Raw genomic sequence first — 13,660 nt, 5'->3', positions numbered from 1 at the left:
CGCGGGGCACCTCGATCCGCAGCGGCCCGCCGTCGGTCAGCACGGTCTTGCCGCTGCGGCCGTTGCGATGGTTCCCGCAGCCGCCCTCGGGGCTGGCCAAGTGCACGCCCAGCTCAGCCCCCAAGGCACGCTCGATCACGGCCTTCTTCAGCCTCTGGAACACGGCCTCGACGCCGGCGGCGTCCATCGGTCCGGGGATCAGCTTCTCAAGCAGCTCGTCGGGAAGAATGGCGTCCGGCTTCGCGGCGGGGGTGGTCTTCTTGCGTGGCATGGGGGCTCCTGAACATCGTCATGGTAGGCCCCTCACACAAAAATCCTGACACCCTCTGCCCCGCGACTTCAGAGCACGGCCTCCAGCCCTTTGCGTTCGATGAGGTCGAGCAGCTTCTGCGAGGGACCGCTGGGCTTCTTGTCGCCCACTTCCCACTTGCGCACGGTCGAGACGCTGGTGTTGAGGACCGAGGCCAGCACGGCCTGACTCAAGTGCAGGCGTTCGCGCAAGGCGCGCACTTTCTCAGCGTCGTATTCATGCACCGGCTCCAGGCACAGCGCGTCGTACTTGCGCATCTTGCGCTTGTCGATGAAGCCCAGGCGATGCAGGTCGCGCGCCGTTTCGTGAACGGCTTCGAGCAGGCGGCTCTTGGACTTAGGCTCGTTTGTCATGGCAAATCTCCTGCAATGTTCCGTCGGCAACGGATTCATCCAACTGGCGCGCGGGACGGGCCAGCAGATCGGCGGCCAGATCCTGCAGCGCTTCTAGTTCCTCGTCATCGATGTTGGCCCGCTCGTTTTTCTCGAAGCCGTAGACGAAGAACCAGCGATCGCCCTTGTTGGTGGCGATCAAGGTGCGCGCGCCACCACGCTTGCCGCGGCCAGCCAAGCCCACGCGCTTTTTCACCACGCCACCGCCCAGGTCGGCATCGATGAGGCCCGCGGCCATCTCCTCGACCGCTTGACACAACCCGGCGTCTGTCAGTTCGGTCTTGCGCATCCAACGAGCGAAGTGGCGCGTCTTGAAGACTCTTCTCATTAGCGAAGTATGCCACTTAGTGGCACCATGTGTCGAGAAGTTCCTTGCTCTCCGTTCAGACGGTCGGCCACGATCGAGAGCGCCCGCTGCCACCGCCGCCAGGCGGTGGTCCGGTCGCAGCCGAAGCGGGCGCAGATCTCGCGCCAGCGGTGGCGCTCGGCGCGCATCCATACCAGGTGGCGTTCCTCTTCCTCCAGCCACAAGACCCAGCGCATGGTCTCGAGCATCCGCTCGACCGTCTCGGGTGCGGGCGGGAAGCGCCGGATCGAGGGTTCGGCCCCCAGCGTCTCCCAGGGCATGCGCCGGATCGCGGGCCAGGTGTTGAAGTAGCCCTGCACGCGCACGGGCGGCAGGCGGTGGGCGGTGATGGCCGCCTCCCGGAAGCGTTCGGCCACACGCTCGACGGTCCACTCAGCCATGGCGCGCCTCCCGTGCACCGTAGAGCCGCTCGCCGATTCGGCGGATCAGCTCGCGTTCCATCCAGTCGAGCCGGTCGTCCTCGAGGGAGACGACGAGCAGGCGTTGCTCGCGCCAGCCGCGGCGCTCGATGGCCTCCACGTCCATCGGCTCGGGCTGCAGGCGCCCCAGCGGGCAGCGGTAGCGAGGGGTCGGGAGGTCCATCTCATGCCTCCTGCGCCGCGTCGTGCTGCTGGATGGCCCAGTGCAACAGCGCCAGGGCGTCGGCTTCGTTGTCGTCGGCGGGCTGATAGCCGCGCGCACGCATGGCCACCATCATCTCGTCCTTGCTCGCATTGCCCTTGCCGGTGGCGTGCTTCTTGATCGTGCCCACCGGCACGCCCTGGTAGGGAATGCCGTGGTGCTCGCACCAGGCCGTGAGCGTGGCGAGGAACCCGCCGTAGGCGTGGGCCGCATCGGTCGAGACGTGGCGGCGCACTTCCTCGAAGTACAAAAACTGAAGTTCAGAAACCGATGTCTGAATTTCAGAAATCCAACGGCCAAAGCGCAGGTAGCGCATGCCGCCGCCTTCGAATCGCTGTGGCTTGAAGGATTGGCTGCCGCTGGTGATGCGGCCGGTGCGGTCGCGCAGCGCCCAACCGCTGGTGGTGCCCAGGTCGAGGGCCAGGATCGTTGCTGTCATCGTTGCAGTCCTTCGTTCGTGTTCTCATGCCGGTGACCGAAGGTGACCGCCGTGGGGAATATCCCTTCCGCCCGCGCGCGCGTACGCGCGTAAAGAGACTCAATCCTTGGACGGGTCACCTTCGGTCACCGTGGGTGGTCAGTCGTCGCGGTACGGCAGTCGGGTGCCGTAGTCCTTGGGCTTGAGGGCCAGGCCCGCCAGGGCCTTGACGCCGCCGTGGATGCGCGTGCGCTCGAAGCCGCGGTTGGCCAGTTGCTGCGCGAGCCAGCGGCTCGTGCCCACGTACTCGCCGCGCCGGCCGGCCCAGTCCTGCCAGCGCTGGAACACGTCGGCCACGGCCACGCGGGCCTGCGGGTGGCGCTGCGCCTCTTCGTCCAGGAAGTCGCCGACGGCGTCCTCCTCGTCGAAGTACTCGGCGGTGGCCGACACCACGCTGGCCGGGGGCCGGAGCCCCTCGCGCTGCCAGGCCAGACAGCCCTGCACCGCCCAGGCGAGAATGCCGTCGCGTTCGGCCAGGAGCTTGTCGGTGAGCCCGGCGTCGCGCCGCTCGGGCGGGATGGTCACGGTGAAGGGGATGAGGTGCAGCCGGCGCTTCATCGCCTCGTCCACGTTGCGGATCGCGGGCTTGTGGTTGCCGGCGATGACCAGCTTGAACTGGGGCGTGTACTCGAAGAAGTCCTGGCGCATGAAGCGCGCCGAGACCTTGTCGCCGCCGGTGATGGCCTTGACCTTGGACTCGTTCCAGCGCCGGCCCTGCTCGGTCTCGATGGAGGAGACGAAGCGCGCCCCGCGCAGGCCCGCGAGATCGGTCGGATGGCGGTCGCCACGCGCCTCCATGAAGGTGTCCATCGGCGCGCTGGTGGCGTAGTCGCCCAGGATCGTGGCCAAGGTGTTCACGAACACCGACTTGCCGTTGGCGCCGGTGCCGTAGAGGAAGAACAGCGCGTGCGCCGCCGTCGAGCCGGTGAGGCAGTAGCCCACCATGCGCTGCAGGTAGGCCTGCAGGTCGGCATCCCCCCCGGTGACGTCGGCCAGGAACGCCCGCCAGCTTGGGGCATCGCCGCGGGGCGTGGCGGTGGCGAGCCTGGTCATCCGGTCGGCGCGGTCGTGGGGACGCAGCCGCCCGCTGCGCAGGTCGACCACGCCGCCCGGCGTGTTGAGCGCGAACAGATCCGCGTCCCACTCCTGCGAGGTGGAGGCGTGCCGCCGGTCGGTGCGCGCCAGCCGCTCCACGCCGCCGACCGTGCTGCTCGCGGCGAGCTTGGCCGCGAGCCGATGCGAGTCGGCCTTGAGCGCGGCCTCGCGGCAGATCGCGCGGATGAGGTGGTGCACCAGCAGCGTCTCGTCCGCCTGCCAGCGCCGGCCGTCCCACACCAGCCACTTGCCCCAGGCGGCGCAGTAGCGCCAGTCTTCGCTGTAGCGGCTGGTGAAGCTCAGCGCCAGCGCGTCGTCGGTGGCCCAGACGGAAGGCTCCTGCGTGGGCTGCCCAAGTGCTGGCTTGATGCTCATCCGCGGGCCCGAGGCGATGAAGGCGGCGACGTCGAAGCCTTGGGCGACGGCGTCGGCCGCGTCCCACCCCTCGGGCTTGTCGTCGGGCGGCAGCAGCACGTCGCAGGAGGCGGCGCCGGCGGCGAGTGCGGCCTGCGCCGCGGCCATCGCATAGTCCCAGCCGGGTTTGTCGCGATCGGGCCAGAGGAGGACGGCCTTGCCCGCCAGCGGCGACCAATCGGTCTTGTCCACCGGGGCGTTAGCCCCGTGCATCGCGGTGGTGGCCACGATCCCAGTCTCGATCAAGGCCTGGGCGCACTTCTCGCCCTCGACCAGCACGACCTGGGCGGCGTTCCGGATCCCCGGCTGGTTGTAGAGCGGCCGCGGCTCGGGCGGAGCCATCTTGCGGCGGCGCGCGTCCCAGGGCCGGAACTCCTTCTTGCGCCCGGGCGGGTCGTAGCGGTAGACCACGGCGATGAGGCGCCCTTGTGCGTCGAGGTAGTCCCACTTGGCGGTGGCCGGGCCGAGGTCGTCGATCGAGGCCTTCTTGGCCGCCTTGCGCGGCGGGGCCGTGGGGACCCGCCCGACGAGGTCCTCGGCCAGGTCGAGGATGCGGGCGAAGTCGCCGTGCACGTCCACGCCGAAGTGAGCGCCGATCAGGTGGAACACATCGCCGCCGGAGCCTTCGGCACGGTCGGTCCAGAGTCCCGCCTTGTCGCCGTCGAGCACGACTTCCAGGCTGTCGCCCGGGCTGCCGAGCACGTCGCCGATGACGAACTTGCCGCGGCGCGTCCGACCGGCGGGGAACAGGGTGAACAGCACCGCTTCCAGCCGCGAGAGCAGGGCGGCGCGCACGGCCTCGCGGCGTTCGGACGCCGGGATCTCGGGCGCGGGTGCGGTGTCATTGAAGTCCAGCATCCGACTCCTCCTCGTGCCCTGCGTCGGCCGTGAGCAGGGCTTGACGTTCCTCCATCCACGCCATCAGTTCGGAGAGCTTGAAACGCAGCAGCTTGCCCACCCGGTAGTGCGGCAGGCCGAGACGTCGGCGCTCCTTCGCGTGCGTGAGCCAGTAGTGCGGCAGATTGAGCGCCAGTGCCGCCTCGCGTGCGTCGATCAGGCGCTCTCCGAGCACCGGGTGCAGCGGTGTCTCGTTCATGCCGCGGCCCTCCAGCACCGGTCCTGCCACGGGCACATCCGGCACTCGACATGGGTGGGATCGGAGAACGAGCGCGGCAGCAGTTCGCCCGCCTCGGTGGCCGTGATGACCTTCACGGCCCGGTCGGACATGCGCTGCGCCAACGCCGCATCGAACGGCACCAGCTCGGCGTGGATCTCCATGGTGTCGGCGTTCACCGCCGTGAACAGGGCCGGGTGCGCGTGCAGTTCGAGATAGGCTTGGTAGAGCGCGACCTGGGCGGCGTAGACGGGCTTGGCGACCGCGAGGCGATGTCTCTCCAACTCGCGCCACGATTTGGCGCCCAGGCACTTGTTCTCCCACAGCGCCGGGTAGCCGCAACCGAACCCCAGGTCGGGCCCGGCGACGAGCACGCCATCGACGTGGCCCTGCAGGCGCCCGTCCAGCGCCGAGAAGCCGAATTGCTCCCCCGCGTCGTTACGCGTGCGCAGATCGAAGCCCGCCGCGCGCAGCCATCCGACCATGCAGTCCTCAGAGACGCGCCCGCGCTCGAAGACGCGCAGCAAGCGGCCGTCGGTCTCGCGACCCGGATCGACCGGGGCGTCGGCAAACTCGTACTGCAGCGCGCGCTCGCAGGCGACCCCGAGGCGCGAGGCGCCGAGGTACGCGCGGCGAGGCTGCGCCGCGCGAGACTGCTGCAGCCCGGCATCGATCAGCGCCGTGATCTGACCCGACAGGCTCTTGGAGGCGTTGAAGTCCATCATCGCCGCGCCTCCTTGGGTGCTGCCGTGCGTGCCGTCTGCGCTTGAGCCTTCGGCTCCTCCCACGGCAGATCGTCCTCGAGGTCGGCGAAGGGGTCGGACACCGGGTCTTTCAAGCCCCGCACCGGCGGATACTTGGTCGCCTCGTGGTGCTCGACCATCGCCTCCGTGTAGCAGGTGACGATGGCGTCGATCACCTGCAGCGCCTCGGCCTCGGAATACTCGCCCAGCGGCTTGGCGAAGCCGATCTCGCCCGCGGCCTCGCCGAAGGCCTTGAGGCACTTCCGCATCGCGGCCAGCTCGACATCAGACGGATCGATCATGGCGACCTCCTTGATGTCGGTGCGCCCCTCGCGCACCCGCAGCCAGTGGCCGTAGAGCGCGTGAAACGCCTCCTGGCAGCGCCGCGAGCAGAACACCCAGTCGATCGGATAGCGCCGGGCGTCGCCCACCGGATGCCGAAGGTCCGTGTGGCCAAAGCCGCGCGCCTGTCGTTTGCAGACCCAGCATTTCACGTGTCCCCCTCATTGAGCCCAGGCCGGCTTACCCGGCACGGCGGGGCGTTGGGAAACGGCAGGCGTGGGCATCGCACGGGGCGGGGCGATCGCCGCCGGGGCGCCACCGTTGCCGGTGCCGGGGTTCTTCGGCGGCAGCCCCATCAGGCGGGCGTAGTCCGGGTGGTCGGGCTCGACGGCGTTTCGGATGACGTTCTTCAACTCACCCCGGCCGTCCTTCTCGATGTCGATGCGGGCCGCAAACTCGATGCCGTCGAGCTCGTGGAAGCCCTGGATGCGCCGCGCGGCGGCGGCCTGCGGGCTCATGTCCTGGGGATGGACGTTGCGGGCGGAATTGAGCACGGCGCGCACGAAGCTGCGCCCCATCTGGCCCCAGGCCGGGCCCTTCGCGCTGTGCAAGCCGATGTTCGACCACAGCTTGCGCCGGGCGTACTCGCCCTCCAGCACCACGAACTCGGCGGCGAGATAGACGGAACCCGTCTCGAAGCTCTGGGTGGCCCAGCCGCCCGTCCAGCCCTGCGCCGGGTCGTCGTAGCCCCCGGGCTTGATCGTCATGCGCACGCGGGCGAGCGTGCCCTTGGGGATCAGGTCGAAACTGGGCTGCTGCTGCGCGTCGTTGAAATCGCACCAATCGGTCATGGCTTACTCCTTGGATGTCGGGATTCGAGTGGCAGCGGCGCACTTGTCGATCAGCGCGCGCAGGTTCGGCGGCTCCAGCAACTCGAGCTGGCCGGAGCGGTCCTTGGCCGGGACGCCGTAGGGGTTCAGCGTGTGGCAGACGAAGGCGCGGTAGGACGATCCGTCCTCGGCCTTGATCTCGGCCAAGGTGACGACTTCATCGACGATGCCGGGCAGTTCCGCGGCGGTCTTGGCGCCCTCGATCTGCGGCACGAAGACCTTGCGGTTGAAGTCGTCCAGGCGCTCGTCGAGGATGGCGACGAACACGACGTGCTTGCCGCGCGCGTGCTGCAGATGGGTCAGCGCCCCGATGAGCTCGGCGCCGAGCAGGCCGTAGGCACCCCGGGTGTCGGGCTTGCCGGTGCGCTCGCTGTAGGCCTGCGGTTGGGTCTTGGCCCAGACGAGTGCCAGGCGCGCGAGCACGGTGATGCTGTCGACGAAGTAGGTGTCGTACTTGGCGAGTTGACCGGGATCGCCGTAGCGCTCGCACACATGCCGGTAGTGCGCCTCGGAGTACGGCGCATCCGCCGGCAACGCCGGGTTCGGGCCGGCGAGGAACACCACGAGATCGCGGAACTCCGGCCAGGTGCTCGGGCGCACGCAGTCGCCGCGCCAGTCCTTGACGGCCAAGTCGCCAGCCTCGAGGTCGACGAACAGGGTCGAGGCTTCGGGCAGGGTCTTCAACTGGCTGGTCTTGCCGATGCCGCTCTTGCCCAGCAGCACGAGCTTGACGCCCTGCTTCTCGCGCAGCCGCTGGTCGGCGGTGATGATGGGGAGGGCCATCACGCCACCTCCTTCAGCCGCTCGGCCACCAGAGGGTTCCAGAGGATCTGGTAGCCGCTGTGCCCGTTGCGCGAGTACGGCATGGCTTCGGCCCAAGCCTCGCCGGCTTCGGTCAGTTCCCACTCGTCGCGTTCGTTGCGCAACTGCAGGCCGTGCGCGGCCAGACGCTGGTTGGTGGCCTTGGCCGACAGGCCCAGCAGCCTGCCGAGCTGGGTGGCGTTGAGCGAGCAGATCGCCTCGTTCGCCGCAGTGTCCCTGGCAGGAAGGGCGCGGCGCAGCGTCTCGACCGCCAAGCCCGTGTTCTCCTGGATGCAGGTGAGCGTGGCCGCCATCGCGATGCCGGGTTTGACCCCCGGCACCTTGGCCACGGCCTCGCCGATCAGCAGCAGAGCGGCGACGCGGTCCTGGGTGGGTGCCGGCAGGGTCGGGCGTGCACTTGGCGCCGTGTAGCTGCCCGTCTTGCGGATCGCCGGCAGCACCTCGTGTGTCACCCAGCGCTTGAAGTGCTTGGCCTCGCGCTTGCGGCTACCCAGCACCAGGCTGTAGAGGCCGGGCTCGTTGACGACGTTGACCTGGTCATTGCCGCGCGAGATGCCCTGAATCGAGATCAGGGCTTGCTCGTCAGGGTCCAGTCGCGCCAGGGCGCGGGTGGTGTTCGGCAGTTCAAGAACCGCGCACACATCCGCCGCGACGAACCACGGTTCGCCTTGGGCATCCGTGACGACCCGGACCGGACGGCCTTCGAAATCAAACGGGATCAGTTCGGTGCTCATGGATCACTCCTCCGAGACGAGGGCCAGCCGGAACGTGGGCTTGCCGGGCTTGACGGTGCGGGCGGCCTCGAACCCGGCGCGCAGTGCCGGCGGCCAGTTGGAGAAGCGCGATTCCGAGACGGAGTACTCGACGTCCAGGTAGTCCTCGACCTTCTCGCCGGCGGCGGCGATGCGCCGGGCAATCGCCGCCAGTTGCACCTGGTCCCAGGACACGCGCTTCGGGACATCGACCGTCACGCGCAGCGGTCCGTCGTTCAGGTGCACGACGCCGAAGTCCTTGCCGGCCTCGAGGCGTGCAGCGCGGGCCTGCTCGCCGTAGGCGGCCTCCAGCGCGGCGTCGAACTTCGCGCGGGCCTGCTTGAGCCAGGCGAGCGCTTCGTCGAGGTTGCGGCTGATCTCCGCCTTCTGGGCGGGCGGCAGCGCGGCCAGCTGGCCGACGGACATCGCGGCGATGTCGGCGGGGTAGAGGGTCAAATCGCTCATCGCATCCCCCTTCAGCGCGCCGCGCGCTCGGAGGTCGAGTCGTGCAGGGCACCACGCTCGAACTCGATGACCGACTCCAGGGGGTAGCTGACGCGCTTGGACAGCTTCAGGTAGCGCGGGCCACGCCCTTCGCTGCGCCAGCGCTGCAGGGTCTTGGGGCTCAGGCCCCAGCGCTGCGCGAGCTCGTTCTCGTTGAGGACCCGACGATCGCCGGGAGACAGACCGTTGATCGCATCGACCGGCGACCGGGTGATGGTGCTTGCCGTTGTCGGCATGGAAGCCTCCTATGACGCTGTTGAGGAACAGGTGTCATTGCAGGCTTCGGGTGGCGAACATACGAGGGACGCAATGGCGAACCACGCGCAAACTTCGGGTTCGCCAATCCGCACGCGTCCATGCCAAAACGGCGAGCACGCGGCTCGCCGTTCTTGGGGACAGGGGGATGGTCAGCGGCCCACATCGGCGCAACTGACGGAACTGGCCGGCACCATCGCGCATCGCGTGTGCCGGCACCTGACGCGCAAAGGCTGGCTGGAAGGCGAGGACGAATCCGTGTTTCTGTCCGACAGCGCGGGTAGCGACGACGGCATGGACGCGCTGCGGATGAGTTCGATCACCTACCGCATCGCCACCGGTCGCGACGCTGGCCGCAAGGTCGTCACCCTGAAAACGCTACCCGGTGATGCGGGTTCTCTGGACGGCGACGCCGGCAAGGTCGGCGGCTTCTCGCTGCATGCCGGCGTGGCCGCGGAAGCACACGAGAGCCACAAGCTCGAAAAGCTGTGCCGCTACATCACGCGCCCGGCGATCAGCGAGCAGCGGCTATCGATCTCGCCACAGGGCAGGGTGCGTTACCAGCTCAAGACGCCGTGGCGCAATGGCACCACGCATGTCGAATGGGATGCGGTGGACTTCATCGCCAAGCTGGCGGCACTGGTCCCGCCGCCACGCGCGCATCTCACCCGCTTCCACGGCGTATTCGCCCCGAACGCGAATCTGCGCGCGCAGCTGACGCCCTCGGGGCGCGGCAAGCGGCCTGCGAGCGATGCAGTGCCGGTGGACGTCAGCGCCCACGACGAGCCGCGCAGCCCCGAGCAGAAGCGCCGTGCGATGAGCTGGGCGCAACGGCTCAAGCGGGTCTTTTCCATCGACATCACCACCTGCGCCCACTGCGGCGGCGCGGTGCGGATCGTCGCCAGCATCGAAGACCCCAAGGCCATTCGCGCCATCCTCGCCCACTTCGAGAAACACGGCGCGCTGGAGCAAGCGCACTACCGGCCCGCAGCGCGCGCCCCGCCGCCGGCCGCGTGACGAGGTGCCGGCCACTCAACCGGAAGCGAAAGCAGAATCCGATCCGATGCGGCCACGACCCCGCAGGGCTGCGCTCGACCCTGTGCCGGGATTCGGTGAGAAATGGCTACGCACTGAGCCGCTGCGTGGCCCCGCGATGTCGAAAACCCACGCATGAACCCCCGATCTGTGCCCGATCTGTGCCCAAAGCGGCGCTTGCGCGGCCGCTTCCTACCCGCCAGATTCGCAAAAAAGGGCGGTTGAACTTCCTATACCCAAGGCCACTGCGGGATCGTAGCCCTTGGCTTCGAGCATGCGGGCGATGGTCGCTGCCCAAGTGACGAGGGTGGTCGGTTCTTGACTCACGGGACAAGTGCAGGTTTGGTGTGCTGGGACCAGAACTTGGCGCATTCGGACCAGATTCGCAAGCCCTCGTGCGGCTACAGTCTTTGGCCGGATTCGACGAATCTGGCATACTGGCAAGGCTCCATGAACGGGAGAGAGCACATGAAAAACGGGTTTTGGGGATTCGCAGGGTTGTTTCTCTGCCTGGGCCTTTCCGCCTGCGGACGCGAGTCTGCCCTCCCTGCTGCGCCCGTCGCCACGCCGGCGGCGCTGGAGGCGCATTCGCAGGAATTCCGCCGTGAGGTCATCAAGGTGACCGACGGGGTATACGTGGCCGTCGGCTATGGCATCGCCAATTCGATCATGCTCGAGGGCGACGACGGTGTGATCATCGTGGACGTGATGGAAACGCTCGAGTCCGCGCAGGCGGTTGCCGCCGAATTCCGCAAGATCACGCCCAAGCCGGTCAGGGCCTTCATCTACACGCATTCGCACCCGGACCACATCGGCGGCGCGCCGGCTTTCCTCGTTCCGGGACAGGAGGCGCCGCCCGTGTATGCGCAGGCCGACGTCGCGCGCAACATGGACAAGATCACCACGGAGCTGCAGCCCATCATCACCCGGCGCGCCTTCCGCATGTACGGCAACCTGCTGCCCCGCGAGGAGATGGTCAACGTCGGTATCGGGCCAGAGCTCGGCCTGCACGAGGGCAGCAGCATCCGCATCCTTCGCCCGACCCAGACCTTCGACGACGTGATGGAAGACACCGTTGCGGGCATCCATTTCCAGCTCGTCCATGCGCCGGGCGAAACCGAGGATCAGTTGTTCGTCTGGCTGCCGGAGCGGAAGATTCTCCTGCCCGGCGACAACTTCTACAAAGCCTTCCCGAATCTCTATACGATCCGCGGCACGTCCTACCGTGATCCCAAGGCCTGGGCCGCATCACTCGACAAAATGCGCGCGCTCAAGCCCGAGTATCTGGTGCCCAGCCATACACGGCCGCTCGCCGGCGCGGAATACATCTACAACACGCTTACCGATTACCGCGACGCCATCCGCTTCGTCTATGACCAGAGCATCCGGCTGATCAACCAGGGCTTGATGCCCGACGAGATCGCGCAGCGCATCCAGCTGCCGCCGCATCTGGCGAAATCGCCGTTCCTGCAGGCGTTCTACGGCAAGCCGGCGTGGTCGGCGAAGAGCATCTTCAGCGGCAACCTGGGCTGGTACGACGGCAATCCGTCCACGCTGCAGCCGCTGCCGCCGGATGAGCAGGCGAAGCGCATGGTGGAACTCGCCGGCGGCGAGGAGGCACTGACCCGCCGGATCGTCGAGGCCAGCCAGCAGGGCCAGCACCAGTGGGTGCTGCAGCTGACTGACTATGCGCTGCTCGTGAATCCGGACAACGATCGGGCGAAACAAGCCCGCATCGCCGCACTCAAGACGCTGGGCGAGGCCGAGGCCAACCCCAATGCACGCCATTACTACTTGGTGTCCATGCGCGAGCTACGCGATGGGCTCAAACTGCCGGACCGTGCGCTCACACCCAAGCCTGAAATGCTGCGCGACATGCCGCTATCCATTTTCTTCGATGGGATGGCGGTGAACCTCGATGCAGAGGCTAGCGCCGACACGGTGATCAAGGTCGCGTTCGAATTCACCGATTCGCCCGAGCGCTACACCTACATCGTGCGCCGCGGCGTGAGCGAGGTGGTGCCGCAGCTGCTGCCGGAGGCCGACATCCACGTACGTGTGTCGGCGCAGATTTTCAAGGAGATGCTGGCACGACTGCGCAATTCAGCACTCACCATCGCGAAAGACTTCGAAGTGGTCAAGGGCAACAAACTCGAATTCGTCCGATTCATGCGGCTGTTCGTGCCGGAGGAGAGCTGAGAGGCGTAATCGTCAGCCGCTACGTCGCACAGCGCGACGCCGATGCATTGCCGGACATCATGCGCGGTGCAAAACCCCGGGAAGCGCTGGGCCAGCGGGAGCGATCAGGCGGTCCGGTGGCGGAATTCGCCCGGTGCCAGCCCGGTCCAGCGCTTGAAGGCCCGTGTGAAGCTGCTCTGGTCCGAGAAGCCGAGCCGGAAGGTGACCTCGCACACCGACATGCGTCCCTCGCGCAGGTACTGCCGGGCCAGCTCACGGCGTGTTTCATCGAGGATCTCCTGGTAGCTGGTCTCCTCGCCCTTCAACCGCCGCTGGAGCGTCTTCTCGCTCATGTGCAGCGCGCTTGCCACATCGGCGCGACTCGGCTCGCCGGCGGCCAGGCGCGAGATCAGCTCTGCGCGTACCTTTTCCGATACGCGCGCTCCTTCGAATTTCGCCAGGTACTCCATCACCACCTGGTCGTTCATGCGCGCCAAGCCCGGGTTGGCCATCGGCAGCGGGGCGCGGGCGATTTCATGCGGAATGAGGAAGGCGTTCTCGTCAGCGCCGAATTCGACCGGCACCATGAAATAGGTGCGGAACTCCAGCAGACGCCGTGGCGCAATGGCACCACGCATGTCGAATGGGATGCGGTGGACTTCATCGCCAAGCTGGCGGCACTGGTCCCGCCGCCACGCGCGCATCTCACCCGCTTCCACGGCGTATTCGCCCCGAACGCGAATCTGCGCGCGCAGCTGACGCCCTCGGGGCGCGGCAAGCGGCCTGCGAGCGATGCAGTGCCGGTGGACGTCAGCGCCCACGACGAGCCGCGCAGCCCCGAGCAGAAGCGCCGTGCGATGAGCTGGGCGCAACGGCTCAAGCGGGTCTTTTCCATCGACGTCACCACCTGCGCCCACTGCGGCGGCGCGGTACGGATCGTCGCCAGCATCGAGGAACCCACCGCCATCCGCGCCATCCTCGCCCACTTCGAGAAACACGGCGCGCTGGAGCAAGCGCACTACCGGCCCGCAGCGCGCGCCCCGCCGCCCGCCGCGTGATGAGGCGCCGGCCACACAGCCGGCAGCCAAGCCAGAGTCCGATCCGATGCGGCCACGACCCCGCAGGGCTGCGCTCGGCCCTGTGCCGGGATTCGGTGAGAAATGGCTACGCACTGAGCCGCTGCGTGGCCCCGCGATGTCGAAAACCCACGCATGAACCCCCGATCTGTGCCCGATCTGTGCCCAAAGCGGCGCTTGCGCGGCCGCTTCCTACCCGCCAGACTCGCAAAAAAGGGCGGTTGAACTTCCTATACCCGGTGGAAATTCTCGGCACGCGAGCCCGCCAATCCGTGGAATTCTCGTTTGCATTCTCGTCGAATACAGACCAGAATTATCCCCGGCGGTCCGGG

At 67.8% G+C, this 13,660-nt stretch carries 16 protein-coding genes and 3 pseudogenes; 3 read left to right on the top strand and 16 right to left on the bottom strand.

The genetic code is table 11. The features are described from left to right. From Tfont_RS13545 to Tfont_RS13475, 15 genes and pseudogenes are all read right to left on the bottom strand, one after another. Positions 1-271, bottom strand: a pseudogene (locus Tfont_RS13545) (IS256 family transposase); the annotation flags it as partial. Positions 272-339: 68 nt separating this feature from the next. Then, positions 340-663 (bottom strand): helix-turn-helix domain-containing protein, encoded by a 324-nt coding sequence (locus Tfont_RS13540; protein ID WP_055424142.1) that lies wholly within the window; start codon positions 661-663, stop codon positions 340-342. Further along, positions 647-1,030 carry a type II toxin-antitoxin system RelE/ParE family toxin gene (locus Tfont_RS13535; protein WP_072756620.1) on the bottom strand — a complete coding sequence of 128 codons (384 nt, stop codon included), beginning with the start codon at positions 1,028-1,030 and terminating at the stop codon, positions 647-649. Before Tfont_RS13535 ends, Tfont_RS13540 begins: the two co-directional genes overlap by 17 nt. After that, positions 1,030-1,449 (bottom strand): DUF6362 family protein, encoded by a 420-nt coding sequence (locus Tfont_RS13530; RefSeq protein ID WP_143969826.1) that lies wholly within the window; start codon positions 1,447-1,449, stop codon positions 1,030-1,032. Before Tfont_RS13530 ends, Tfont_RS13535 begins: the two co-directional genes overlap by 1 nt. Continuing rightward, positions 1,442-1,651 carry a hypothetical protein gene (locus Tfont_RS13525; protein ID WP_143969825.1) on the bottom strand — a complete coding sequence of 70 codons (210 nt, stop codon included), beginning with the start codon at positions 1,649-1,651 and terminating at the stop codon, positions 1,442-1,444. The genes Tfont_RS13530 and Tfont_RS13525 overlap by 8 nt, the downstream gene beginning before the upstream one ends. A 1-nt stretch (position 1,652) precedes the next feature. Beyond that, positions 1,653-2,129 (bottom strand): crossover junction endodeoxyribonuclease RuvC, encoded by a 477-nt coding sequence (locus Tfont_RS13520; protein ID WP_143969824.1) that lies wholly within the window; start codon positions 2,127-2,129, stop codon positions 1,653-1,655. 138 nt (positions 2,130-2,267) lie between these two features. Continuing rightward, positions 2,268-4,535, bottom strand: coding sequence for a phage/plasmid primase, P4 family (locus tag Tfont_RS13515; protein WP_143969823.1), 2,268 nt, complete (start codon positions 4,533-4,535; stop codon positions 2,268-2,270). Further along, positions 4,519-4,773, bottom strand: a complete 255-nt coding sequence (locus tag Tfont_RS13510) for a helix-turn-helix domain-containing protein (protein WP_115044441.1) — start codon at positions 4,771-4,773, stop codon at positions 4,519-4,521. Before Tfont_RS13510 ends, Tfont_RS13515 begins: the two co-directional genes overlap by 17 nt. Beyond that, entirely contained in the window at positions 4,770-5,516 is a 747-nt protein-coding gene (locus Tfont_RS13505) for a hypothetical protein (protein ID WP_143969822.1), read from the bottom strand. The genes Tfont_RS13510 and Tfont_RS13505 overlap by 4 nt, the downstream gene beginning before the upstream one ends. Further along, entirely contained in the window at positions 5,513-6,028 is a 516-nt protein-coding gene (locus Tfont_RS13500; RefSeq protein WP_143969821.1) for a DUF6511 domain-containing protein, read from the bottom strand. Before Tfont_RS13500 ends, Tfont_RS13505 begins: the two co-directional genes overlap by 4 nt. Before the next feature lie 9 nt (positions 6,029-6,037). Continuing rightward, the gene (locus tag Tfont_RS13495) at positions 6,038-6,667 is read right to left on the bottom strand and encodes a hypothetical protein (RefSeq protein ID WP_143969820.1); all 630 of its coding nucleotides are present in this window, start codon (positions 6,665-6,667) and stop codon (positions 6,038-6,040) included. Between the two features lie 3 nt (positions 6,668-6,670). After that, on the bottom strand, positions 6,671-7,489 hold the full coding sequence (locus tag Tfont_RS13490; protein ID WP_185974543.1) for an ATP-binding protein: 819 nt from the start codon (positions 7,487-7,489) through the stop codon (positions 6,671-6,673). Then, positions 7,489-8,262 carry a BRO-N domain-containing protein gene (locus tag Tfont_RS13485; protein ID WP_143969818.1) on the bottom strand — a complete coding sequence of 258 codons (774 nt, stop codon included), beginning with the start codon at positions 8,260-8,262 and terminating at the stop codon, positions 7,489-7,491. The genes Tfont_RS13490 and Tfont_RS13485 overlap by 1 nt, the downstream gene beginning before the upstream one ends. A gap of 3 nt (positions 8,263-8,265) precedes the next feature. Beyond that, positions 8,266-8,745, bottom strand: coding sequence for a hypothetical protein (locus Tfont_RS13480; protein ID WP_143969817.1), 480 nt, complete (start codon positions 8,743-8,745; stop codon positions 8,266-8,268). 11 nt (positions 8,746-8,756) lie between these two features. Continuing rightward, complete coding sequence (locus Tfont_RS13475) at positions 8,757-9,020, bottom strand: helix-turn-helix transcriptional regulator (protein WP_008648927.1); 264 nt, start codon at positions 9,018-9,020, stop codon at positions 8,757-8,759. Between the two features lie 178 nt (positions 9,021-9,198). Here Tfont_RS13475 and Tfont_RS13470 point away from each other — a divergent pair. Together Tfont_RS13470 and Tfont_RS13460 are read left to right on the top strand one after the other, a co-directional pair. Continuing rightward, a pseudogene (locus Tfont_RS13470) lies at positions 9,199-10,056 on the top strand (transposase); the annotation flags it as partial. A gap of 486 nt (positions 10,057-10,542) precedes the next feature. Further along, the gene (locus tag Tfont_RS13460) at positions 10,543-12,273 is read left to right on the top strand and encodes an alkyl sulfatase dimerization domain-containing protein (RefSeq protein ID WP_143969816.1); all 1,731 of its coding nucleotides are present in this window, start codon (positions 10,543-10,545) and stop codon (positions 12,271-12,273) included. Positions 12,274-12,377: 104 nt separating this feature from the next. On the opposite strand, the gene Tfont_RS13455 is transcribed toward Tfont_RS13460, so the two are convergent. Then, positions 12,378-12,722 carry a helix-turn-helix transcriptional regulator gene (locus Tfont_RS13455; RefSeq protein ID WP_453822699.1) on the bottom strand — a complete coding sequence of 115 codons (345 nt, stop codon included), beginning with the start codon at positions 12,720-12,722 and terminating at the stop codon, positions 12,378-12,380. Between the two features lie 138 nt (positions 12,723-12,860). Here Tfont_RS13455 and Tfont_RS13450 point away from each other — a divergent pair. Continuing rightward, positions 12,861-13,310, top strand: a pseudogene (locus Tfont_RS13450) (transposase); the annotation flags it as partial. Positions 13,311-13,660: the final 350 nt, after the last annotated feature.

Source organism: Tepidimonas fonticaldi, from assembly GCF_007556755.1.
Classification (GTDB): domain Bacteria; phylum Pseudomonadota; class Gammaproteobacteria; order Burkholderiales; family Burkholderiaceae_C; genus Tepidimonas; species Tepidimonas fonticaldi.
This window is presented reverse-complemented; position numbering and strand designations above follow the sequence as displayed.